General features: G+C 71.2%; 15 protein-coding genes. 11 read left to right on the forward strand and 4 right to left on the reverse strand.

Translation table 11 applies throughout. The features are described 5' to 3' along the window. The first annotated feature begins 18 nt into the window (after positions 1-18). On the forward strand, positions 19-1,197 hold the full coding sequence (gene moeZ / locus OG407_RS33610; protein ID WP_405863257.1) for an adenylyltransferase/sulfurtransferase MoeZ: 1,179 nt from the start codon (positions 19-21) through the stop codon (positions 1,195-1,197). Between the two features lie 98 nt (positions 1,198-1,295). On the opposite strand, the gene OG407_RS33615 is transcribed toward moeZ, so the two are convergent. The 3 genes from OG407_RS33615 to OG407_RS33625 form a co-directional block, all read right to left on the reverse strand. Continuing rightward, positions 1,296-2,852, reverse strand: coding sequence for an alpha/beta hydrolase (locus tag OG407_RS33615; protein ID WP_405863258.1), 1,557 nt, complete (start codon positions 2,850-2,852; stop codon positions 1,296-1,298). Between the two features lie 138 nt (positions 2,853-2,990). Continuing rightward, positions 2,991-4,535, reverse strand: coding sequence for an alpha/beta hydrolase (locus OG407_RS33620; RefSeq protein WP_405863259.1), 1,545 nt, complete (start codon positions 4,533-4,535; stop codon positions 2,991-2,993). Positions 4,536-4,666: 131 nt separating this feature from the next. Beyond that, positions 4,667-7,420: a lysylphosphatidylglycerol synthase domain-containing protein gene (locus OG407_RS33625; protein ID WP_405863260.1), complete on the reverse strand. Its 2,754-nt coding sequence runs from the start codon at positions 7,418-7,420 to the stop codon at positions 4,667-4,669. A gap of 186 nt (positions 7,421-7,606) precedes the next feature. On the opposite strand from OG407_RS33625, the gene OG407_RS33630 reads away from it, so the two are divergent. The 5 genes from OG407_RS33630 to nudC all read left to right on the forward strand — a co-directional run bounded on the left by OG407_RS33630 (position 7,607) and on the right by nudC (position 17,857). After that, positions 7,607-7,993, forward strand: a complete 387-nt coding sequence (locus tag OG407_RS33630) for an MGMT family protein (protein WP_405863261.1) — start codon at positions 7,607-7,609, stop codon at positions 7,991-7,993. Between the two features lie 257 nt (positions 7,994-8,250). Further along, a complete protein-coding gene (locus OG407_RS33635; protein WP_405863262.1) occupies positions 8,251-11,661 on the forward strand; it encodes an ATP-dependent helicase in 3,411 nt (1,136 codons plus the stop codon). A gap of 100 nt (positions 11,662-11,761) precedes the next feature. Then, positions 11,762-15,334 carry a UvrD-helicase domain-containing protein gene (locus OG407_RS33640; RefSeq protein WP_405863263.1) on the forward strand — a complete coding sequence of 1,191 codons (3,573 nt, stop codon included), beginning with the start codon at positions 11,762-11,764 and terminating at the stop codon, positions 15,332-15,334. 10 nt (positions 15,335-15,344) lie between these two features. Then, the gene (locus OG407_RS33645) at positions 15,345-16,757 is read left to right on the forward strand and encodes a dipeptidase (RefSeq protein WP_405863264.1); all 1,413 of its coding nucleotides are present in this window, start codon (positions 15,345-15,347) and stop codon (positions 16,755-16,757) included. Positions 16,758-16,912: 155 nt separating this feature from the next. Beyond that, positions 16,913-17,857: an NAD(+) diphosphatase gene (gene nudC / locus OG407_RS33650; RefSeq protein WP_019058345.1), complete on the forward strand. Its 945-nt coding sequence runs from the start codon at positions 16,913-16,915 to the stop codon at positions 17,855-17,857. Positions 17,858-18,019: 162 nt separating this feature from the next. On the opposite strand, the gene OG407_RS33655 is transcribed toward nudC, so the two are convergent. After that, positions 18,020-18,277 carry a glutaredoxin domain-containing protein gene (locus tag OG407_RS33655; RefSeq protein WP_403591154.1) on the reverse strand — a complete coding sequence of 86 codons (258 nt, stop codon included), beginning with the start codon at positions 18,275-18,277 and terminating at the stop codon, positions 18,020-18,022. A gap of 156 nt (positions 18,278-18,433) precedes the next feature. On the opposite strand from OG407_RS33655, the gene OG407_RS33660 reads away from it, so the two are divergent. The 5 genes from OG407_RS33660 to OG407_RS33680 all read left to right on the forward strand — a co-directional run bounded on the left by OG407_RS33660 (position 18,434) and on the right by OG407_RS33680 (position 22,384). Then, positions 18,434-20,686 (forward strand): ATP-dependent DNA helicase UvrD2, encoded by a 2,253-nt coding sequence (locus OG407_RS33660; RefSeq protein ID WP_405868758.1) that lies wholly within the window; start codon positions 18,434-18,436, stop codon positions 20,684-20,686. A gap of 168 nt (positions 20,687-20,854) precedes the next feature. Further along, complete coding sequence (locus OG407_RS33665) at positions 20,855-21,172, forward strand: hypothetical protein (protein WP_328679209.1); 318 nt, start codon at positions 20,855-20,857, stop codon at positions 21,170-21,172. Between the two features lie 173 nt (positions 21,173-21,345). Further along, complete coding sequence (locus OG407_RS33670; RefSeq protein WP_019058340.1) at positions 21,346-21,714, forward strand: WhiB family transcriptional regulator; 369 nt, start codon at positions 21,346-21,348, stop codon at positions 21,712-21,714. Next, a complete protein-coding gene (locus OG407_RS33675) occupies positions 21,711-22,040 on the forward strand; it encodes a hypothetical protein (protein WP_405863265.1) in 330 nt (109 codons plus the stop codon). Before OG407_RS33670 ends, OG407_RS33675 begins: the two co-directional genes overlap by 4 nt. 134 nt (positions 22,041-22,174) lie before the next feature. Further along, positions 22,175-22,384: a hypothetical protein gene (locus OG407_RS33680; RefSeq protein WP_405863266.1), complete on the forward strand. Its 210-nt coding sequence runs from the start codon at positions 22,175-22,177 to the stop codon at positions 22,382-22,384. Positions 22,385-22,431 lie beyond the last annotated feature (47 nt).

The raw sequence follows: 22,431 nt of genomic DNA on the forward strand, positions 1-22,431 counted from the left end.
CCGACCAACGGAGTCCCCGTGTCGCTGCCACCCCTGGTCGAGCCGGCTGCCGAGCTCACCGTAGACGAGGTCCGCAGGTACTCCCGCCACCTGATCATCCCCGACGTGGGCATGGACGGGCAGAAGCGGCTGAAGAACGCCAAGGTGCTCTGTGTGGGCGCCGGCGGTCTGGGCTCGCCGGCGCTGATGTACCTGGCCGCGGCGGGCGTGGGCACGCTCGGCATCGTGGAGTTCGACGAGGTCGACGAGTCGAACCTGCAGCGCCAGATCATCCACAGCCAGGCCGACATCGGCCGTTCCAAGGCCGAGTCGGCGCGCGACTCCGTGCTGGGCATCAACCCGTACGTGAACGTGATCCTCCACGAAGAGCGGCTTGAGGCCGAGAACGTGATGGACATCTTCAGCCAGTACGACCTGATCGTCGACGGCACGGACAACTTCGCGACCCGCTACCTGGTCAACGACGCCGCCGTGCTGCTGAACAAGCCGTACGTATGGGGTTCGATCTACCGCTTCGACGGCCAGGCCTCCGTCTTCTGGTCCGAGCACGGCCCCTGCTACCGCTGCCTCTACCCGGAGCCCCCGCCCCCCGGCATGGTCCCCTCCTGCGCCGAGGGCGGCGTCCTGGGCGTGCTGTGCGCGTCCATCGGCTCCATCCAGGTCACCGAGGCGATCAAGGTCCTCACCGGCATCGGCGACCCGCTCGTCGGCCGCCTGATGATCTACGACGCCCTGGAGATGCAGTACCGCCAGGTCAAGGTCCGCAAGGACCCCAACTGCGCGGTCTGCGGCCCGAACGCGACCGTCACCGAACTCATCGACTACGAGGCCTTCTGCGGCGTCGTCTCCGAGGAGGCCCAGCAGGCGGCCGCCGGCTCGACGATCACTCCCAAGCAGCTCAAGGCGTGGATCGACGACGGCGAGAACATCGAGATCATCGACGTCCGCGAAATCAACGAGTACGAGATCGTCTCGATCCCCGGCGCCAAGCTGATCCCCAAGAACGAGTTCCTCATGGGCACCGCCCTGGAGACGCTCCCGCAGGACAAGAAGATCGTCCTGCACTGCAAGACGGGTGTCCGCAGTGCGGAGGTCCTCGCGGTCCTCAAGTCGGCCGGCTTCGCGGACGCGGTCCACGTCGGCGGCGGCGTGATCGGCTGGGTCAACCAGATCGAGCCCGACAAGCCCGTCTACTAGACCCACGCTTTCCCGGAAGGGGCTCGGCACCACACGTGCCGGGCCCCTTTCCGCTGCCCCCGTCGCTTCTGTCGCTTCGACCGCCCCGACCGCTCCGGCTACGAGGCGCAGACCTTCCCGTCCTTGGGCACCGTCCCCTTCAGCAGATACGCGTCCACCGTCGAGTCGACACAGTCGCTCCCACTCCCGTACGCCCCGTGTCCCTCGCCCTTCCAGGTGAGCTCCACACCGGCGCCCTTGCCCAGCTCGTCGACCATCTTGCGGGCACCCTCGTACGGCGTCGCCGGGTCCCCGGTGTTGCCGACCACCAGGATCGGCGCCGCACCGGGCGCGCTGACCTCCGGGGTGTCGTACTGCCCGGCCACCGGCCAGTCGTGACACCACCCGGCCGTGTCCCAGCCCAGGAAGTCGCCGAACACGGGGGAGATCTTCTCGAACTCGGGCAGCAGCTTCTCCGTCTGCTCCGCCGTCGGCCGCTGCTTGTCGTCCAAGCACGATATGACCCGTTGGGAATGGGTCGTCGTGCCGTAGTGCCCCGCGCTGTCACGGTCGTTGTAACCGTCGGCGAGCGCCAGCAGCTCCGAACCGTCGCCCTCCTCCGCCGAGTTCAGGGCGCTGGTGAGTGTGGGCCAGCTCTGCTTGCTGTACAGCGGGAGGACGATGCCGGTCAGCGCGAGCGTCTCGGTCAGCGTCCGCCCGGTCGAGGTGGCCAGCGGCTTGGCGTCGATCCGCTTCAGCAGGGCCGCGATCTTCTTCGAACCCTGAGCCGGGTCCTGGTCCGTCGACTTGAGGTAGTCGTCCAGCGCGCGCTGGAAGCCCCGGGTCTGGTTCAGCGCGTGGCCCACCGTGTCGGCGCTCGGGTCGACGACCGCGTCCAGGATCAGCCGCCCCACCTTCTTCGGGAACAAGTGGGCGTAGACACCGCCGAGTTCGGTGCCGTAGGAGATGCCGAAGTAGTGCATCTTCGTGTCACCCAGCACCTGGCGCATCAGGTCCATGTCGCGGGCCGTGTCGGTCGTCGACACATGCGCCATCAGCTTCCCGGCGGCCTTCTCGCAGCCCTTGCCGAAGTCGGTGGCGTCCTGGAAGTACGCCTTCTCCTCGGCCGGTGTGTCCGGCGTGGCGTCGATGTCCTCGGAGGCCTGGATCGCCTTGTCCCCGCGGCAGCGGACACCCTCGCTGGCGGCGACCCCGCGCGGGTCCCAGCTCACCAGGTCGTAGCGCTCGTGCAGCGCGGACACCGTGGTGGCGTACGCCGGCATGTAGTCCACACCCGAGCCGCCCGGGCCGCCGAAGTTGAACAGCAGCGAGCCGATGCGGTCGCCGCCCGTCGACTTGGAGCGGATCAGCGCGAGCCCGATCGTGGAGCCGCCCGGCTTCGCCCAGTCCAGCGGCACCTTGAGCGTCGCGCACTGCCAGTCACTGCTCGGCGCGGCCGAGTCGGCGGTGGCCTTGCAGCGTCCCCAGCCGAGCTTCTGCGCGGTCAGCGACGCGGGCAGCGCGGCCGTAGCGGAAGAGGACGAGTCGGCTGTGGACGGCTTGGCGTCCCCCGCGCCCGCGCTGTCCTTGCCGTCGTCCGACGAGCCGCTGCTACAGCCGGCCGTCAGCAGTGCGGCGGCGGCCATCAGGGCCGTCCACCGTACGAATCGCGCCATGAGCATTTCCCCCCTCGCAGGCCGTCCGCGTCACGCCGCGGATGGCGGTCAGGCCATAGTAGGCGGCACGAGCCGAGCCCGTGACGGCCTGTGGATAACCTTTTGACCTGCGCTTTTGCCCGGATTTCGGGGGTGGGTTCAGGAGCAGACGGTGCCGGCCGCCGGGACTTTCCCGTTCAGTAGATAGCCGTTCACCGCGCTCTGCACGCACTTGTTCTTGCTGTCGTACGCGCCGTGCCCCTGGCCCTTGTACGTCAGCTCGACCGCGACGCCCTTGCCGAGCGCGTCCACCATCTTCTTCGCGCCCTCGTACGGCGTGGCCGGGTCACCGGTGTTGCCCACGACGAGGATCGGCGCCGACCCGGCCGCGCTCACGTCGGGATGGTCGGCGGCGCCCGGCACGGCCCAGTCGGTGCAGCTGACCATGCCCCAGGCGAGGAAGTCGCCGAAGAGGGGAGAGGCGGCCCGGAACTCGGGCAGCTTCCCCTCCACGTAGTCGGCGGTGTATCTCGGCTTGTCGTCGGCGCAGTTGATGGCGATGTTCGCCGCGGTGATGTTGCTGTACTCGCCGTTCTCGCTGCGCCCGTTCATCGAGTCGGACAACGCCATGAGGACCTTGCCGTCACCGCTGTAGGCCTGTTCGAGGCCCTCGGTGAGGTACTCCCAGAAGTCCTTCGAGTACAGCGCCTGCGCGATGCCGTTCGTCGCGGCGGTCTGGGTCAACTGGCGGGGGAAGATGCCCGGGATCGGCTTGCTGTCGAGGCTCTTGAGCAGCTTGGCGATGCGGTCCTTGACGTCCTGCGCGGTGTCGCCGACCGGGCAGTCCGTGGTCTTCGACGTGCAGTCGTCGGCGAAGTTGTCGAGCGCGAGCTGGAAGCCCTTGGCCTGTCCCAGGGAGCCCTGTTCGGAGTTCTGGGTGGGGTCGACGACCGCGTCGAAGACGGCGCGCCCCACGTGCTTGGGGAACAAGTGGGCGTAGACACCGCCGAGTTCGGTGCCGTAGGAGATGCCGAAGTAGTGCAGCTTGTCGTCGCCGAGGACCTGGCGCATCAGGTCCATGTCGCGGGCCGCGTCGGTGGTGCGCACCTGGGGGAGCATCTTCTTGGAGTTCTTCTCGCAGGCCGCGTTGAACTGCTTCGTGTTGGCCAGGAGCTTGGTGCGCTCGGCCGAGGTGTCCGGGGTCGCGTCCTGCTGGAAGTACTGGTCGAGCTGGGAGTCGCTCTCGCACTCCACGCCGGCGCTGCGGCCCACTCCGCGAGGGTCGAAGCTCACCAGGTCGTAGCGCGTGCGCAGGGTCGCGTAGTCCTCGCCGAACGCGGGCAGCGTGGTGACGCCCGAGCCGCCGGGGCCGCCGAAGTTGAAGACGAGCGAGCCGATCCTCTTGCCCGCGGCGCCGCTGGCCTTCGCCCGCACCAGGGCGAGTCCGATCGTGTCGCCCTTGGGCTTGCTCCAGTCGAGCGGCGCCTTCATGGTGGCGCACTGCCACTTCGTGCCGTTCGGCAGCGGTGACGGCGCTGCGCCGCCGCCCTCCGACTCGGACGGGGCCGGGCAGTCCTTCCAGCTCAGCTTCTGGGCCGTCGGATCCTCGTCCTTGGAGTCGCCGCCGCAGCCCGCCAGCGTGGCGGACAGCAGGACGACGGTGGCGGTCAGGGCAGCGGCACGCAGCCGGGAGGGGTTCGGCATGATCCCATCCTGGGGTCGTACACGGCGGTGCGCTCGGGGCGCGGGCCGTACGAGGTACGCACGCGTGCGTGCCCTGCATGCCCAGGTGGTGCGGCACGCGTGCGTGCACCACGTGTGTTCCTGCGCGTGCTCTACAGGGAGCCCTTGCGGGACAGGTGGTTGAAGAACAGCCAGCCCGGCAGCACCGGGATCCACAGCGTCAGCAGCCGGTACAGCAGCACCGCCGGAGCGGCGACCTCCTTGGGGAGGCCCACGGCGATCAGACCCAGGGTCAGGCTCGCCTCGACCGCGCCCACACCGCCCGGGGTCGGGGCCGCGGAACCGAGCGCGTTGCCCGCGAGGAAGACGACGGCGACGCTGGCCAGGCTGAGCGACGTCGACTGGTCGCCGAACGCCCGGATCGACGCGTCCAGGCACATCACGAAGCAGGCCGTCAGCAGCAGCATGCCGCCGATGCCGGTGACCAGCTTCTGCGGCCGCTGCAGCACGTCGAGCATGCGCGGGATGACGCCCGCGAAAAGCGACCGCACGCGCGTGACGAGGAACTTCCGCAGGAACGGCACCGAGGTCACCACGAGCACGAGCACCGCCACCGTCAGCAGACCGGCGATGACCGTCCGGGACGGCGACAGCGACGGCGTCTTCTCGGTGCCGGTCAGATAGCCGAACGACAGCAGCATCAGGATGTGGCAGCCGAGACCGAACAACTGCGACGCGCCGACACTCGCCACCGCGAGCCCGGGCCGCACCCCGGCACGCTGCAGGAAGCGCGTGTTCAGGGCGACACCGCCGACCGCGGCCGGGGCCACGATCTTCACGAACGACCCGGCGACCTGCGCCCCCACGGCCCGCAGGAACGGCACCCGCTCCGGCACGAACCCCAGGAGGGCCATCGCCGCCGCGAAGTAGCTCAGCGCCGAGAACAGCACGGCCGCGGCCACCCAGCCCCACTGGGCGTTGGCGACGATCGGGCCGAACTCGATGTGTGTGAGCTGCGTCAGCAGGAAGTACGCGCCGATCGCGCCCGCGATGAAACTGATCAGCGTGCGCGGCCGCACCCGCTCCAGACGGGCCGGTTCGACGTGCGCCTGCGGCCTGATCAGCAGCACCTGATGACGGATCTGGGTGAGCAGATCCTCCTCGCGCGCCTCGTCCAAGGCCTCGTCGATGGCCCGCTTCTCGGCCCGCTGCTCCGCCCGTACGGCCTTCTTGTCGGGCTTTTCGAGAACGGGCGTGGAGCCCTCAGAGGCCTCCTCCGCGCGGGCCAGCCTGGTCTGCCGGGACGCCTCCAGGATCGCGTCGCGCTCCCGCTGGGCCCGCTCCCTGGACAGGCGTCTCAGCGTCGCGCGCGTGGAGCGCGACAACGCGATCGGCTGGAGCATCGGCAGGCAGTCGGCCACGGCGTCGGGTCCGAGGACACCGACGGCCGAGGCCACCGCGCGCTCGGCGCCCACCAGCAGACCGATCGTCGTCACCAACTGGGCCACGTCCATGCGCAGCAGCAGCTCACCGGCCGCGATCTCGCCGCCGCGCAGGTCGGTCAGGATCACGCTGCCGGAACGATCCACCAGAATCGCGTCACCGGCGAGTCTGCGGTGGGCGATGCGCCGCGACTGCAGCGCCTGCACCTGGTGCCAGGTCAGGCGCAGCAGATCGTCGGTGATCTCCTCGTCCGCGAGCGAGTCGAGCGTGCGCCCACCGGTGTGCTCGTAGACGAGCATCACGGCGTCGGGGCCGAGTTCCGAGGTCGCGATCAACTTCGGGGCGTTGGCCCCGGCCGCGATCGCCGCGTACGCCAGCAGAGCCTCCTGCTCCAGCGCCTGGCGCAGCGACTGGAGGCTGCTGCGGGTCGCGAAGCCGCGCAGCGTCAGATTGCGCCACGCACGGTAGAAGAAGCCCTGGGCCTGCTGTTCCCGGTCGACCACGGTGACGTCCAGCGGTGGACCGTCCTCCAGGGTCACGAAGTAGCGTCGGCCGCGGTCGCCGTTCTCCGTGTCGACGACCTCCTCGCGGGCCGCGCCCACGGGGTGGAAGCCGACCGTCCGCAGGCCCGCCATCAGCGTCCGTCCGGTAGGACGGACGTTCGGCGAACCCACCGCGTACAGCGTCCCGTAGGCGACGGTCCAGCCGATCAGCACCGTCAGGATGATCGAGAACGGCGTCGTGTACCCGGTGACCAGCATCGAGAAGGCGTCGAGCAGCAGCACGATCCACAGCACGGAGCGCCAGCGCGGCCTCCGGGACATGCCTACGGCCGTCATGTAGGCGATGACGGGCGCCAGATAGCCGTGCACCGGGTCGGTGAGGGCGTGGATGTCGCCGGGGGAGGGCTGGGTGAGCGCCTCCTGGATGGAGCCCGGGGCGGCCTTGGCGACCCACAGGTCCGTGGCGAGTGTCACTCCGTGGGCGAGGACCGCCGCGAGCACGCCGTCGGCGATGCGCAGCCCGTCCCGCTTGATCAGCCGCTCGATCGCGAAGGCGACCGGAACCAGCAGGATGGCGATGCTGGACGCCAGACCCGCGATCTTGATCAGCAGGTCGGGCGCCTGCCCGGTGCCCTTGTTGATGTCCTGTTCGAGCCCCGAGGTCGTGCCGTGCGCGAACGCGGCGATCGCGAGCAGTACGACGATCGCGAGAAAGCCCACCAGGAGGCGCATGAGATCGGAAGGGCGGTGCACGCGCGCGGGGAGCAGCGGTTCGTCCCCCTCGACCTCCTCGACGTGCGGGTCGTCACCGCAGTCGTCGAGACCGGGCGCGGTACCGGGCGTGGACGTCTCGGCGGGCCCCTCCGCGGGGTCCTGCTCGTGGGCGTCGGCGGTGTCCGGGCGCGACGCAGCGTCAGAGGTGCCCTCCGCGTCTTCGGGTTGCACACCCTGCTGCTTCATCGTCTCTTCTTGATCTCGTATCACCGGTCACCGCCCGCACGATGGTGGCATGCCCCACCGACACACGGGGGCATCAGGGTGCAAATGCGGGGGCGCACAGTCTGCCCCACGCGCTGCTCCGGGGCGAGGGATACGCAGAGTCGCCAGCGCGTCGCATTGTCGGTGGGGTGCGGCAGGATGGGACGGATGAGCGAGGAGAGCCTTCCGGACGACACCGGCCCCGAGCACGGCGACGCGCTGCCCGAGTACGCCGAGCGCGTCCTCGACGTGGCCGAACGGATTCCGCCCGGGCGCGTCATGACGTACGGCGATGTCGCCGAATGGCTGGAGGAGGGCGGCCCCCGGCAGGTCGGCCGCGTGATGGCCCTCTACGGGGGAGCCGTTCCGTGGTGGCGGGTTGTCCGCGCGGACGGCACGTTGCTCCCCGGCCACGAGCTGCGGGCGCTCGACAACTACCGCTCGGAGGGCACCCCTCTTAAGGAGGCGAGCAGATCCGCCGAGGGTCACCTGCCGCGCGTCGACATGAGACGGGCGCGATGGGACGGCGGCGAGCGCGCGGACGGTCACACCTGACAGCTTCCGCCATCGGACGCGCCCCGGGGCGACCTGTGGCCCGTACGGGGGAAACCCGGCACGTCCGTGGCATGCCGTACGTTCGAGGGGCGAGGGACGCGAGGGTCGCGCGAGCCGTGAGGGAACGCGCGGAAGTCCTGCTTCCCTACGACCCGTCGGCGTAGCGTCGGCTGCACCTGTCCCCCTCACCACGCGGTCACCGCCCTCCACGCGCGGTGGTCAGGCAACCAGCACACCCACCAGGACCGGCGAACCACGTGAGCTCCTCTTCCTCCACCAGGCGTCTGTCGCACCCCCAGGTGCGACAGGGGAACCGTGGCGCTTACCGACTGGTGCGTACCCCGCCGACCCGGCCGGCTCCCCCTCGTCTGGACGCGCCACAGCGCTCCGTGGTTGACCACGGGGCCGGTCCGCTGCTCGTCCTCGCAGGTCCGGGCACCGGCAAGACCACCACCCTCGTGGAGTCCGTCGCGGCACGGATCGCCCGGGGAGGTGACCCCGCGCGGATCCTCGTGCTGACGTTCAGCCGCAAGGCGGCCGTCGAACTCCGCGACCGCATGGCGCTGCGCATCGGCGCCGCCCGCGCGCCCCGCGCGACCACCTTCCACTCGTTCTGCTACGCCCTGGTCCGCGCCCACCAGGACAGCGAACTGTTCGTCGAGCCGCTACGGCTGCTGTCCGGCCCCGAACAGGACGTCGCCGTACGCGAACTGCTCGCCGGCCAGCCCGACCTGGAGCGGCTCGGCCTCGCGCATGTGCGCTGGCCCGACGAACTGCGGGCCTGCCTCACCACCCGCGGCTTCGCCGACGAGGTCCGCGCGGTCCTCGCCCGCAGCCGCGAACTGGGCCTGGGCCCCGGCTCCCTGGACGCCTTCGCCCGTCGCATCGGCCGCCCCGACTGGCGTGCCGCCGCCGCCTTCCTCGCCGAGTACCTCGACGTACTCGACCTCCAAGGAGTGCTCGACTACGCGGAACTGGTCCACCGCGCGGTGCTCCTCGCCCAGCGCCCCGAGGTCGCCGAGCGACTCGCCGCGCAGTACGACGCGGTGTTCGTGGACGAGTACCAGGACACCGACCCGGCCCAGGTACGCCTGCTGCACGCCCTCGCCGGCGGCGGCCGCAATCTCGTCGCCTTCGGGGACCCCGACCAGTCGATCTACACGTTCCGGGGCGCCGACGTGAACGGCATCCTGGACTTCCCGAGCGCCTTCCCGCGCGCGGACGGCAGCCCGGCCCCCGTAGAGGTGCTCCGGACCTCCCGCCGCTCCGGCGCCGCCCTGCTGACCGCCACCCGCCTGCTCACCCAGCGCATGCCCCTGACCAGGCTCCCGGCGCAGAAGGTGCGCGCCCACCGCGAGTTGACCCCGGTACGGGACGGCGGCCGGGTCGAGGTGTACACGTACCCGACCCCCGGCACGGAACTGGACAACATCGCCGACATCCTCCGTAGAGCGCACCTGGAGGACGGCGTCCCCTGGAGCGACATGGCCGTCCTGGTACGCGCCGGCTCCCGGACCATCCCCACGATCCGACGCGCCCTCACCGCGGCCGGCGTCCCCCTGGACATCGACGGCGACGACCTGCCCCTGCGCCACGAACCCGCGGTGGCACCGCTGCTGACGGCCCTGCGGGCGGTGGCGGCGGCGGAAGCATCAGTACGGCCCGAGGACGACCCCGAAGCCGCAGGAGCTGTAGGGGAGGGCGACGACGTAGAAGACGCCGTGTCGGAAACCGACGATGAACAGGCCACGCCGGAAGCCGGACCTGAAGAGCCCGCTGCCCCCTCCTGGCTCGACACCGAAACCGCTCTCACCCTGCTCGCCTCCCCCCTCGCCGCCATGGACGCCGCCGACCTGCGCCGCCTGGGCCGGGCGCTGCGCGAGGAGGAGCGGGCCGGTGGCAATCCCGTGCCGCCGCCCTCGGACGAGCTGCTCACGCGGGCGCTCGCCGAGCCGGAGCGGCTGGTCGCGCACGACCCGACGTACGCGCGGGGAGCCCAGCGCCTGGGCGCGCTGCTGCGCAAGGCACGGGAGCGCCTGGCGGGCGGCGGTACGGCCGAGGAGGCGCTGTGGGACCTCTGGCAGGGCACACCGTGGCCCGGGCGCCTGGAGCGGGCCGCACTGCGCGGCGGCGCGGCCGGGCGCAACGCGGACCGCGACCTGGACGCCGTCTGCGCGCTGTTCGCGACCGCGGCCCGCGCGGAGGAGCGCACCGGGGGCCGGGGCGCCCTCAACTTCCTGGAGGAGATCGACGCCGAGGACATCGCCGCCGACACGCTCACCCGGCGTGCCGTACGCCCCGACGCCGTACGCCTGATGACCGCGCACCGCTCCAAGGGCCTGGAGTGGAACCTGGTCGTCGTAGCCGGCGTCCAGGAGGGCCTGTGGCCGGACCTGCGTCGACGCGGCTCCCTCCTGGAGGCCGACCGCATCGGCCGCGACGGACTCGCCGAACCGCTCACCCCGGGGGCCCTGCTCGCCGAGGAACGCCGCCTGTTCTACGTCGCCGCCACGCGCGCGCGTGAACGCCTCGTCGTCACCGCCGTGAAGGCACCCGCTGACGACGGCGACCAGCCGTCCCGCTTCCTCACCGAACTCGGCGTCGAGCCCAAGGACGTCACCGGCCGCCCGCGCCGCCCGCTGTCGGTCGCCGCACTGGTGGCCGAGCTGCGCGCCACGACCGTCGACCCGCGCGTGTCCGAGACCCTCAGGGAGGCTGCCGCGCGCCGGCTGGCCCGGCTGGCCGCGCTCGCCGACGAGGAGGGCCGCGCGCTGGTCCCGTCCGCGCACCCGTACCGCTGGTGGGGCATGTACGACCCGACCGAGAGCAAGGTGCCGCTGCGCGACCGCGACCAGCCCGTCGTGCTCTCCGGAAGCGCCCTCGACCAGCTCGCCAACACCTGTGCCCTGCAATGGTTCCTGGGTCGTGAGGTGAAGGCCGACGCGCCCGCGACCGCCGCCCAGGGCTTCGGGAACGTGGTGCACGTCCTCGCCGACGAGGTCGCCTCCGGACGCACCCCGGCCGACCTCGACGCCCTCATGGAGCGCCTCGACACCGTGTGGAACGCGCTCGCCTTCGACGCGCCCTGGAAGTCGGTACAGGAGAAGGACAACGCCCGCGTGGCGCTCGAACGCTTCCTGAAGTGGCACGTCGACTCCAACGGCATCCGTACGGGCCGTACACCGGTCGCCAGCGAGCACGACTTCGAGGTCACCCTCGAAGCGGGCGACTACGAAGTGCGCATTCGCGGCTCCATGGACCGCGTCGAGGCGGACGGCGAAGGACGCGCCTACGTAGTCGACTTCAAGACCGGCAAGGCCACACCGACCGCCCGCGAGGTGGAGCGCCATCCCCAACTCGCCGTCTACCAGCTCGCGGTCCGCGAGGGCGCCGTCGACGAGGCCTTCGACGGAGTGCGCCCCGAACCGGGCGGCGCCGAACTCGTCCAGCTGCGCCAGGGCGCCGCGCAACGGGACGGCGGCGAGACCCTGCCCAAGGTGCAGGCCCAGGAGCCCCTGGAGGGGGAGTGGGCCGGTGAACTGCTGGCCACGGCCGCGGGCAAGGTCCTGGACGAACGGTTCACGCCCACGGCCGGACAGCACTGCGCGCACTGCGCGTTCCGGGCCTCGTGCAGCGCGCGGCCCGAGGGACGACACGTCGTCGAGTAACTCGCGTGACGTATCGCACCACATGTGTTGACCTGCGCTTCTTCTGCCCCTGAGGGCGATTGGTCCTCGACTGTCAGTGGCCGCCGCTAGCCTCTCCGACATGCCCGCCCGTATCACCGATCCCGATCAGCTCAAGGAGCTCCTCGGCATCCCCTTCACCCCGGAGCAGACGGCCTGCATCGTCGCGCCGCCCGCCCCGCAGGTGATCGTGGCCGGAGCAGGGTCGGGCAAGACGACGGTGATGGCGGCCCGCGTGGTGTGGCTGGTCGGCACCGGCCAGGTCGCCCCCGAGCAGGTCCTCGGCCTGACCTTCACCAACAAGGCCGCCGGTGAACTCGCCGAGCGCGTCCGCAAGGCGCTCATCAAGGCGGGTGTCACCGACCCCGACGTCATCGACCCGGACAACCCGCCGGGCGAGCCTGTGATCTCGACCTACCACGCCTTCGCGGGCCGTCTCCTGACCGACCACGGCCTGCGCATCGGACTCGAACCGACATCCCGGCTGCTCGCCGACGCCACCCGCTTCCAGCTTGCCGCGCGCGTGCTGCGCGAGGCCCCGGGCCCCTATCCGGCACTCACCCGCTCCTTCCCGGACCTAGTCAGCGACCTCCTCACGCTCGACGGAGAGCTGTCCGAACACCTCGTACGCCCCGAGGAGTTGCGCGCCTACGACGCCGAGCTGCTGCGCGCTTTGGAGGGCCGCAAGCTCAGCAACGCCGAGTTGCGCAAGGTGCCCGAGGCGGCCGCCGCCCGGCGTGAACTCACCGAGCTGGTCAGCCGCTACCGGACCGCCAAACGCGAGCGCGACCTGCTCGACTTCGGTGACCAGATCGCCCTCTCCGCGACCCTGGCCCGCACCCGTCCCGAGGTCGGCGACATCCTGCGCGACGAGTTCCGGGTGGTGCTGCTCGACGAGTACCAGGACACCTCGGTCGCCCAACGCATCCTCCTGGCAGGCCTGTTCGGCGCCGGCACGGGCCACCCGGTGACCGCCGTCGGCGACCCCTGCCAGGCGATCTACGGCTGGCGCGGTGCATCCGTCGCCAACCTCGACGACTTCCCGGAGCACTTCGCGCACGCCGACGGCCGCCTCGCCGCCCGTCAGTCGCTCAGCGAGAACCGCCGCAGCGGAGGCCGCCTCCTCGACCTCGCCAACAACCTCGCGGAACCCCTGCGCGCCATGCACGCGGGCGTGGAGGCCCTCCGCCCGGCCCCCGGCGCCGAGCGCGACGGCACGGTCCGCTGCGCGCTGCTGCCCACCCACACCGAGGAGATCGACTGGCTCGCCGACTCCATCGCCCACCTCGTACGGACCGGGAAGGAGCCCGGCGAGATCGCCGTCCTGTGCCGTACGGCCACCGACTTCGCGGAGATCCAGGGCGCCCTCGTCGCCCGCGACATCCCGGTCGAGGTGGTCGGGCTCTCCGGGCTGCTGCACCTGCCCGAGGTCGCCGACCTCGTCGCCGTCTGCGAGGTCCTCCAGGACCCCGGCGCCAACGCCTCCCTGGTCCGGCTGCTGACCGGCCCGCGCTGGCGCATCGGCCCGCGCGACCTCGCCCTCCTGGGCCGGCGCGCCCGGTTCCTCGTGTCCCCCACGCGCGTGGGGGACGACGACGACCCGGACCGCCGACTCGCCGAGGCCGTCGAGGGGGTCGACCCCTCCGAGGTGATATCGCTCGCCGACGCCCTCGACACGTTCCTGGAGACGCCTCTCTACGGTGCCGACCGCACCGGGGACGACGACGGGCTGCCCTTCTCACCGGACGCGCGCGTGCGCTTCGCCCACCTGGCCACCGAACTGCGGGACCTGCGGCGCTCCCTGTCCGACCCCCTGATGGACGTCCTGCACCGCGTCCTCGCCGTCACCGGCCTGGAGGTGGAACTCGCGGCGTCTCCGCACGCGTTGGCCGCCCGCCGCCGCGAGACCCTGTCGAACTTCCTGGACGTCGCCGCCTCCTTCGCCGCGGGCGACGGCGAGGCGACCCTGCTCGCCTTCCTCGGCTTCCTGCGCACCGCCGCCCAGTACGAGAAGGGCCTCGACAATGCCCTGCCCGGCGGCGAGAACACCGTCAAGGTCCTCACCGCGCACAAGTCCAAGGGCCTGGAGTGGGACGTCGTGGCCGTCCCCGGCCTGGTCACCGGGACCTTCCCCAGCAGCCAGGGCCGCGAGAAGTGGACCGCCCAGGGCAAGGTCCTGCCCCACGCACTGCGCGGCGACACCGCCACCCTGCCCGACGTGGCCTCCTGGGACGCCAAGGGCCTGAAGGCCTTCCACGGGGAGATGAAGGACCACCAGCACACCGAGGAACTCCGCCTCGGCTACGTCACCTTCACCCGCCCCCGCTCCCTGCTGCTCGGCTCCGGCCACTGGTGGGGTCCCACCCAGAAGAAGCCCCGCGGCCCCTCCGACTTCCTCCAGGCCCTGTACGACCACTGCGCGGCCGGGTACGGCGAGATCGAGGCCTGGGCGGACCAGCCCGAGGAGGGCGAGGAGAACCCCGCCCTGCACACGGCCACCGCCGACCAGGCCTGGCCGCTGCCCCTGGACGACGCGGCGATGGCCCACCGCCACAAGGCCGCCCAGCTGGTCATGAACCACTTGGAGTACCTCGCCTCCCACGACGAGGGCCACCCTGCGGCCACCCACGACCCGAACGCCCACGACGACCCGGACTGGCCCCCGCCCCCGGAGGACGACGAACCTCCTTACGACGAGCCCCCCTTCGGGGAGCCTCCCTACGAGGAATCGCTGCCCGAGACGGACGTTCAGGTTGAAGGCGCCCTCCCGGAGGACGACCCCGCGGACTGGGACGCCTGGACCACGGACCGCCCGACCGTCCCGCACCAGGCGGCGGCCCCGCACACCGCCGAACACTCCAGTGCGCCAGGAGGCGCACGCCCGCACCCCACGGAACCGCCTGGGACACCCCTCACTCCGGAGGAGGCCCGTGCCATCGCCTCCTGGGACCGTGACCTCGACGCCCTCACCGGCGAACTCCTGCGCGCCCGCCGGGGAGTCACCGACGTCCCTCTCCCGGCCTCCCTCACGGCCACCCAGCTGATGCTCCTGGCCGCCGACCCGGACGCCCTCGCGCAGGAACTCGCGCGCCCGCTGCCCCGCCCGCCACAACCCGCCGCACGCCGAGGCACCCGCTTCCACGCCTGGGTGGAATCACGCTTCGAAGAGCTGACCCTGCCCATGCTGGAACCGGACGAACTGCCCGGCAGCGAGGCCGAGATCGCCGACGAACGCGACCTGGAAGCCCTCAAGGAAGCCTTCGAACGCACCGAGTACGCCCGGCGCACGCCCTACCGCGTCGAGACCCCTTTCCAGCTGGCGATCGCCGGCCGCGTCGTACGGGGCCGTATCGACGCCGTCTACAAACAGGGCGACGGCGACGGGGCGACGTACGAGATCCTCGACTGGAAGACCAGCCGCACCCGTACCGCCGACCCGCTCCAGCTCGCGATCTACCGGTTGGCCTGGGCCGAGCGGCAGGGCGTGCCCCTGGAGACGGTCACGGCCGCGTTCCTGTACGTGCGCGGCGGCGAGGTCGTACGGCCGGAGAACCTCCCGGACCGGGCCGCGCTGGAGCGGCTGCTGCTGGAGGAGCCGGGCGCGCAAGCAAACTGTGAGGAACCGCCCACCGAGGATGTCAGTGCGGGCCGATAGGCTCGTGACCATGAGCCACACCGTTGACAGTGCCGTCAGCGCGGTCCGCACGTACATCGAGCAGCACCGCGCAGCCTTCCTCGACGACCTCGCCGAGTGGCTGCGCATCCCGTCCGTCTCGGCGCAGCCCGACCACGCGCCCGACGTCCGGCGCAGCGCGGACTGGCTCGCCGCCGCGCTCCGGGAGACCGGCTTCCCCACCGCCGAGGTCTGGCCGACCCCGGGCGCCCCCGCCGTCTTCGCCGAGTGGCCCTCGGACGACCCCGAGGCACCCACGGTCCTCGTCTACGGCCATCACGACGTCCAGCCCGCCGCCCGCGAGGACGGCTGGGACAGTGAGCCCTTCGAGCCCGTCGTCCGCGAGAACCGCCTCTACGCGCGCGGGGCGGCCGACGACAAGGGCCAGGTGTTCTTCCACACACTCGGTGTCCGCGCCCACCTCGCCGCGACCGGCCGCACCGCCCCGGCCGTGCACTTGAAGCTGCTCGTCGAGGGCGAGGAGGAGTCCGGCTCCCCGCACTTCCGGGCGCTCGTCGAGGAGCACGCCGACCGGCTCGCCGCCGACGCCGTGATCGTCTCCGACACCGGCATGTGGTCCGAGGACACCCCCACGGTGTGCACCGGAATGCGCGGCCTCGCCGAGTGCGAGATCCGGCTGCACGGCCCCGACCAGGACATCCACTCCGGCTCGTTCGGCGGCGCCGTGCCCAACCCGGCGACCGTCGCCGCCCGCCTGGTGGCCGCCCTGCACGACGAGCACGCACGCGTGGCCGTCCCCGGCTTCTACGACGGCATCGTCGAACTCACCGACCAGGAGCGCGCACTCTTCGCCGAGCTGCCCTTCGACGAGAAGGAGTGGCTGCGGACCGCCAAATCGCACGCCACCCACGGAGAGGCCGGACACACCACCCTGGAGCGCATCTGGGCCCGCCCCACCGCCGAGGTCAACGGCATCGGCGGCGGCTACCAGGGCCCGGGCAGCAAGACGATCATCCCGTCCTCGGCGATGGTGAAGCTGTCCTTCAGGCTGGTCGCCGGCCAGGACCCCGACCACATCGAGAAGGCCGTCCGAGCCTGGGCCGACCGGCAGGTGCCCGACGGAATCCGGCAGGAGATCACCTTCAGCGCGGCCACGCGCCCGTGCCTGACGCCCCTGGACCACCCGGCCCTGCAGTCCGTCGTCCGCGCGATGGGCCGCGCCTTCGAGAAACCGGTCCTCTTCACCCGCGAGGGCGGCTCGGGACCGGCCGCCGACCTCCAGGAAGTCCTCGGGGCACCCGTCCTCTTCCTGGGCATCTCCGTCCCCTCCGACGGCTGGCACGCCCCGAACGAGAAGGTCGAACTCGACCTCCTCCTGAAGGGCGTCGAAACCACCGCCCATCTGTGGGGAGACCTCGCCGACACCTGGCGCCGCGCGCCCTGACGAATCCGCGCGATCCGGAACGGCTCCGCGCGCGAGGCACACTGGAAGAACCGCCCCGCACACCCCGTCCCGCCGGACCCGGTCGCCTCCTGCCGTACGTCCCGCTGAACCGCCCGCCGAAACAATCCGCATTGCCGGGGGAGTTGGAAGCACCCGTGACCACCTGGACCGACCACACAGCCGACCGACCCATCTCGCTCACCGCCCCGAGCGGCATCGACCGAGCCGCCCACCACCGGCTCGACGAGGCCTGGCTCGCCGCGGCGTGGAGCCACCCCACCACCCGTTGCTTCGTGGTCTCCGGCGGCCAGGTACTCATCGACGAGACACCCGACGGCAAGACCGAACTCGTCATGACGCCCTCCTTCGAGGCCCCCCTCACCGAGGCACACCGCTACTTCCTGGGCACCGACGACGACGGCGTCAGCTACTTCGCCCTCCAGAAGGACGCCCTGCCCGGCCGTATCGACCAGTCGGCGCGGCCCGCGGGCCTGCGCGAGGCGGGCCTGCTGCTGTCACCCCGGGACGTGGGCCTCATGGTGCACGCGGTCGCCCTGGAGAACTGGCAGCGACTGCACCGCTTCTGCTCCCGCTGCGGCGAGCGCACGGTGATCGCCGCGGCCGGCCACATCCGCCGCTGCCCCGCCTGCGGCGCCGAGCACTACCCGCGCACCGACCCCGCCGTGATCATGGCCGTCACCGACGAGGAGGACCGCATCCTGCTCGGCCGGCAGGTCCACTGGCCCGAGGGCCGCTTCTCGACGCTCGCCGGCTTCGTCGAGCCCGGCGAGTCCATCGAGCAGTCGGTGCGCCGCGAGGTCTTCGAGGAGGCCGGCATCACCGTCGGCCACGTCGAGTACGTCGCCAGCCAGCCCTGGCCCTTCCCGTCCAGCCTCATGCTCGGCTTCATGGCCCGCGCCACCTCGACCGACATCAACGTCGACGGCGACGAGATCCACGAGGCCCGCTGGTTCTCCCGCGAGGAGTTGCGCGCGGCCTTCGAGTCCGAAGAGGTGCTGCCCCCGTACGGCATCTCGATCGCGGCCCGCCTGATCGAACTCTGGTACGGCAAGCCCCTGCCGACGCGCACCTTCGTCTGAGGCGACTCGGAGGGAAACTCGGCCCCGTCGGCATGCCGGTCGAGGACTCGGCCATGCGCTGGGGAGAGGCTCGCGAGGCCGTCCGGCGCCTGACGACGACAAAGAGGGTGGCCCCTGACATCAGGGGCCACCCTCTCCGGAGCTGTGTGCGCCGACCGTCGTTCAGGCGCCGAGTGCCTGCTTCACCTGGGCGAGGCTCGGGTTCGTCATGACGACCTCGGGGCCGCCCTGGGAGGGAATCACCAGAACTGTCGGCACCGTCTGATTCCCGCCATTCGCCTTCTCGACGAACGCCGCCGAAGCCGGGTCCTGCTCGATGTTGATCTCGTTGTACGCGATTCCCTCGCGGTCCATCTGGCTCTTCAGCCGACGGCAGTAACCGCACCACGTGGTGCTGTACATCGTCACAGTGCCCGACATCTTCTCGCGCTCCTCAACAGCTCGGGGGATGGGTGCTCGCAGAGGTGCGAACGTACGCGACGCACCCGCCATTCCCGCCGGAGGTATGACGCACCCGCCATTCCCGCCGGGGGTATCCCGCGGCACGTGACGCCTGCCGTATTAGTACGACCGCGGGTGCCTCCCTGTGGACAACCGACTCACCTGTCTCCGGCGACCTGGCAGCATGGCCGTGTGACAGCAGCAACGCACTCCTCCCTCTTCCCGCAGGTACCGGACTCGGCCGACGCGGTGCTCGAAGGACTCGACCCCGAGCAACGCGAGGTGGCCACCGCCCTGCGCGGCCCGGTGTGCGTGCTGGCGGGCGCCGGCACGGGCAAGACACGGGCGATCACCCACCGGATCGCCTACGGAGTGCGCGCCGGGGTCCTGCAGTCCTCCAGCGTGCTGGCCGTCACCTTCACCAACCGCGCCGCCGGCGAGATGCGCGGCCGGCTGCGCCAGCTCGGCGCCACCGGAGTCCAGGCACGGACGTTCCACTCGGCCGCGCTCCGCCAGCTCCAGTACTTCTGGCCGAAAGCGATCGGCGGCATCATGCCCCGGCTCGTCGACCGCAAGATCCAGCTCGTCGCCGACGCGGCGGCCGCCTGCCGCATCCGCCTCGACCGCGGTGAACTGCGGGACGTCACCGCCGAGATCGAGTGGTCCAAGGTCACCCAGACCGTGCCCTCCGACTACGCGGCCGCGGCGGCCAAGGCGGGCCGCGACGTCCCCCGTGCCCCCGCCGAGATCGCCCAGCTCTACGCCACCTACGAGGACGTCAAGCGCGACCGCGCGGTCATCGACTTCGAGGACGTCCTGCTGCTCACCGTGGCCGTCCTCCAGGACCGGCACGACATCGCCGAACAGGTCCGCTCGCAGTACCAGCACTTCGTTGTCGACGAGTACCAGGACGTCAGCCCGCTCCAGCAGCGCCTCCTGGAGCTGTGGCTGGGCGACCGCGACAACCTGTGCGTCGTCGGCGACGCCAGCCAGACGATCTACTCCTTCACCGGAGCGACGCCGGACCACCTGCTCGACTTCCGCACCCGCCACCCCGGCGCCACCGTCGTCAAGCTGGTCCGCGACTACCGCTCCACACCCCAGGTCGTCCACCTCGCCAACGGCCTGCTCTCCCAGGCCCGCGGCCGGGCCGCCGACCACCGGCTGGAGCTGATCTCCCAGCGTTCCGCGGGCCCCGAGCCCGTCTACGCCGAGTACACCGACGAACCCGCCGAGGCCGAGGGCGCCGCCCGCCGCATCCGCGACCTCATGGACGCGGGCGTCCCGGCGAGCGAGATCGCGATCCTGGTCCGCACGAACTCCCAGTCCGAGACCTACGAACAGGCCCTCGCCGACGCCGGAGTGCCCTACCAACTGCGCGGCGCCGAGCGGTTCTTCGACCGCCCCGAGGTCCGCAAGGCCGGCATCGCCCTGCGCGGCGCGGCTCGCTTCGGCGGCAACGACTCCCTCCTGGACGACGTCATCGACCTGCCCTCCCAGGTCCGTGCCGTCCTCTCGGGCGAGGGCTGGACCACCGAGCCCCCGGCCGGCTCCGGCGCCGTCAGAGAGCGCTGGGAGTCCCTGGCGGCCCTGGTCAACCTCGCCCAGGACTTCGCCGCGGCGAAACCCGGGGTCACCCTCGCCGACCTGGTCGCCGAACTCGACGAGCGGGCCAACGCCCAGCACGCCCCGACCGTCCAGGGCGTCACCCTCGCCTCCCTGCACTCGGCCAAGGGCCTGGAGTGGGACGTCGTCTTCCTGGTCGGCGTCGCCGAGGGCATGATGCCCATCACGTACGCGAAGACGGACGAACAGATCGAGGAGGAGCGCCGCCTCCTCTACGTCGGCGTCACCCGCGCCAGAGAGCGGCTGCACGTCTCCTGGGCCCTCTCCCGCTCACCCGGAGGCCGCCCCAACCGCCGCCCCAGCCGCTTCCTGGACGGCCTGCGCCCCGGCTCGACCGGCGTCGCGGGCAGACCCGGCACGATGGCCCCCGGAGGCATCGAGCGCGGCTACGCGGGCACGCCCAAGGCCGTACCGCGCCGGACGCAGCGCACCGTGGCCCGCTGCCGGGTCTGCGGCCGCACCCTCACCGAGGCCGGTGAGATGAAGCTGATGCGCTGCGAGGACTGCCCCTCGGACATGGACGAGGGCCTCTACGAGCGGTTGCGCGAGTGGCGGGAGATCCAGGCGCAGCTCAGCGGTCAGCCCGCCTTCTGCGTCTTCACCGACAAGACACTGATGGCGATCGCCGAGACCGTCCCCGACGACGACGGCGAACTCGCGCGGATCCCCGGCGTCGGCGTCCGCAAGCTCAACCGCTACGGGGCCGATGTGCTGGCCATCTGCGGCGGTCAGGAGCCTGCGGAGGGTGTCGCGGAGGACTGATTCAAACTCGTCGAGAAAATAGTTTGCGCATGCCCCAGCAATCCCCATAGGTTCTTAAGCACGGGAACAGGGGGCCTTCTCGAAGGCCCTGATTCCGTGCTGTACTTGCCTAACCGAAGGACCGGTCTCACCCCCGGTCCCCCGAGACGCCGAGAGGAGGCGATTCCAGTGATCAGCATCAACACCCGCTCCAGCAGCACCGTGAAAATGACCGATCCCTCGGTCGTCTCCCTGTGCATCCTCGGCGTTTCGAACCTGGGCACCGGTCTGTCCGGCATTTCTGCCGCCCGTCCGACGTCCGCCCTGTCTCTCGCGGTCCTTCCCGTCCGTGAGCGCAATGAGCGACCGACCAAGGCACTGGAAGCAGTAGGGGCACAGGCGCAGGCCTATGCCTTTGCACCCGGTGCCGGAAGCCGGAAGCAGACGACGCAGCACCACCAGATGTGGGCCTTCCGTGGGCCAGAACCCTGGAGTGATCCAGCCTGATCGATCAGGCCGGCGCCTTCAGGGCCGCGGAACCCCATCCGGGATCCGCGGCCCTTCTGTTTTCCCCGAACGGGGACGACGGAGCGAAGGGGCCTCGGGACAAGAAAAGAACCCGGTACCACGCCGACAACCGGCCCAACAGGGCCGGACCGACCAGACGAGGAAGAACAACCGTGCAACTCGAAGCGCACGCCCCGTCCGTACCGCCTTCCGAAACGATCCCCCCGCCCGGCCTCACGGAGGACTCCACCTTGACTCCGCTCACTACGCTCACCGCGCTCGACGACGCCATCGAGAACCTGGGCGTGCCCGTCCCCTGCCGTTCCTACGACCCGGAGGTCTTCTTCGCCGAGTCGCCGGCCGATGTCGAGTACGCCAAGTCCCTCTGCCGCACCTGCCCGCTGATCGAGGCCTGCCTCGCCGGCGCCAAGGAGCGGCGTGAGCCCTGGGGCGTCTGGGGTGGCGAGCTCTTCGTCCAGGGTGTCGTCGTGGCCCGCAAGCGGCCGCGTGGCCGTCCGCGCAAGAACCCGGTCACGGCATGAACATCACCTTCGGAACGATCGACCGCCCCCTCACGCACGACCCCAAGAAGCAGGCCCCGATGAAGCCGTCCACTCCCAGCGAGCCCGTGGGCTCCGCGATCCCAGACTTCACCACCCCGGGTGCGACCGAGTCGCGCCAGAACAGGACCCGAGAGATGCAACTCATCCCAGAAGCTCTGGCTCGTGCGCATATGCACGAGCGCCTGCACGAGGCCGAGCGGGAACGCCGGGCCGTGCGCCTGGTGACCGCCCGCCGGATGCAGCGCAGGGCCGAGCGCGCCTCGATGCGCGCCCGCCGTGCGCTCGCCATGGCCGTCATGCAGTAACCGATCACACCTGAAGCGGTGGCCTCCCGACCCCGGGAGGCGAAAGCTCCCCTGCGGGGCCGGTCCGTCCGAACGGACCGGCCCCGCGGTGCGTTCCGCCCGCCGATCCCCGGCCGCGGAGATATCGTCACCGCGTGACGAGTCCTCCCGGAGGCAGTGACACCGGTGCCTCCACCGCGAAGCCCCAACTCCTCGTGTGCGCCCGCTGCGGCACCAGGTCCGAAGGCCCACAGCCCACCTGGACCTGCTCCGTGGAGCACGGAACCCGGCACTACTTCTGCGACACCTGCGCCAGAGAGAACCTCAGGGCGATCGAGGGACGGCTCGACTCGGTCTGGTGGTAGGCCGCACTCGCACCACCCACTACCCGACTCGCGCCGTCAGCGGCCCG

The sequence above is a fragment of the Streptomyces sp. NBC_01515 genome (genome assembly GCF_045040345.1).
Lineage (GTDB): Bacteria > Actinomycetota > Actinomycetes > Streptomycetales > Streptomycetaceae > Streptomyces.

What these genes read in the sequence shown, in the direction of transcription:
- OG407_RS33655 (WP_403591154.1), bottom strand. Translation starts at nt 18,277, where the DNA reads ATGTCGGGCACTGTGACGATGTACAGCACCACGTGGTGCGGTTACTGC.
- OG407_RS33675 (WP_405863265.1), top strand. Translation starts at nt 21,711, where the DNA reads ATGAACATCACCTTCGGAACGATCGACCGCCCCCTCACGCACGACCCC.
- OG407_RS33620 (WP_405863259.1), bottom strand. Translation starts at nt 4,535, where the DNA reads ATGCCGAACCCCTCCCGGCTGCGTGCCGCTGCCCTGACCGCCACCGTC.
- OG407_RS33645 (WP_405863264.1), top strand. Translation starts at nt 15,345, where the DNA reads ATGAGCCACACCGTTGACAGTGCCGTCAGCGCGGTCCGCACGTACATC.
- OG407_RS33630 (WP_405863261.1), top strand. Translation starts at nt 7,607, where the DNA reads ATGAGCGAGGAGAGCCTTCCGGACGACACCGGCCCCGAGCACGGCGAC.
- OG407_RS33640 (WP_405863263.1), top strand. Translation starts at nt 11,762, where the DNA reads ATGCCCGCCCGTATCACCGATCCCGATCAGCTCAAGGAGCTCCTCGGC.
- OG407_RS33615 (WP_405863258.1), bottom strand. Translation starts at nt 2,852, where the DNA reads ATGGCGCGATTCGTACGGTGGACGGCCCTGATGGCCGCCGCCGCACTG.
- OG407_RS33625 (WP_405863260.1), bottom strand. Translation starts at nt 7,420, where the DNA reads ATGAAGCAGCAGGGTGTGCAACCCGAAGACGCGGAGGGCACCTCTGAC.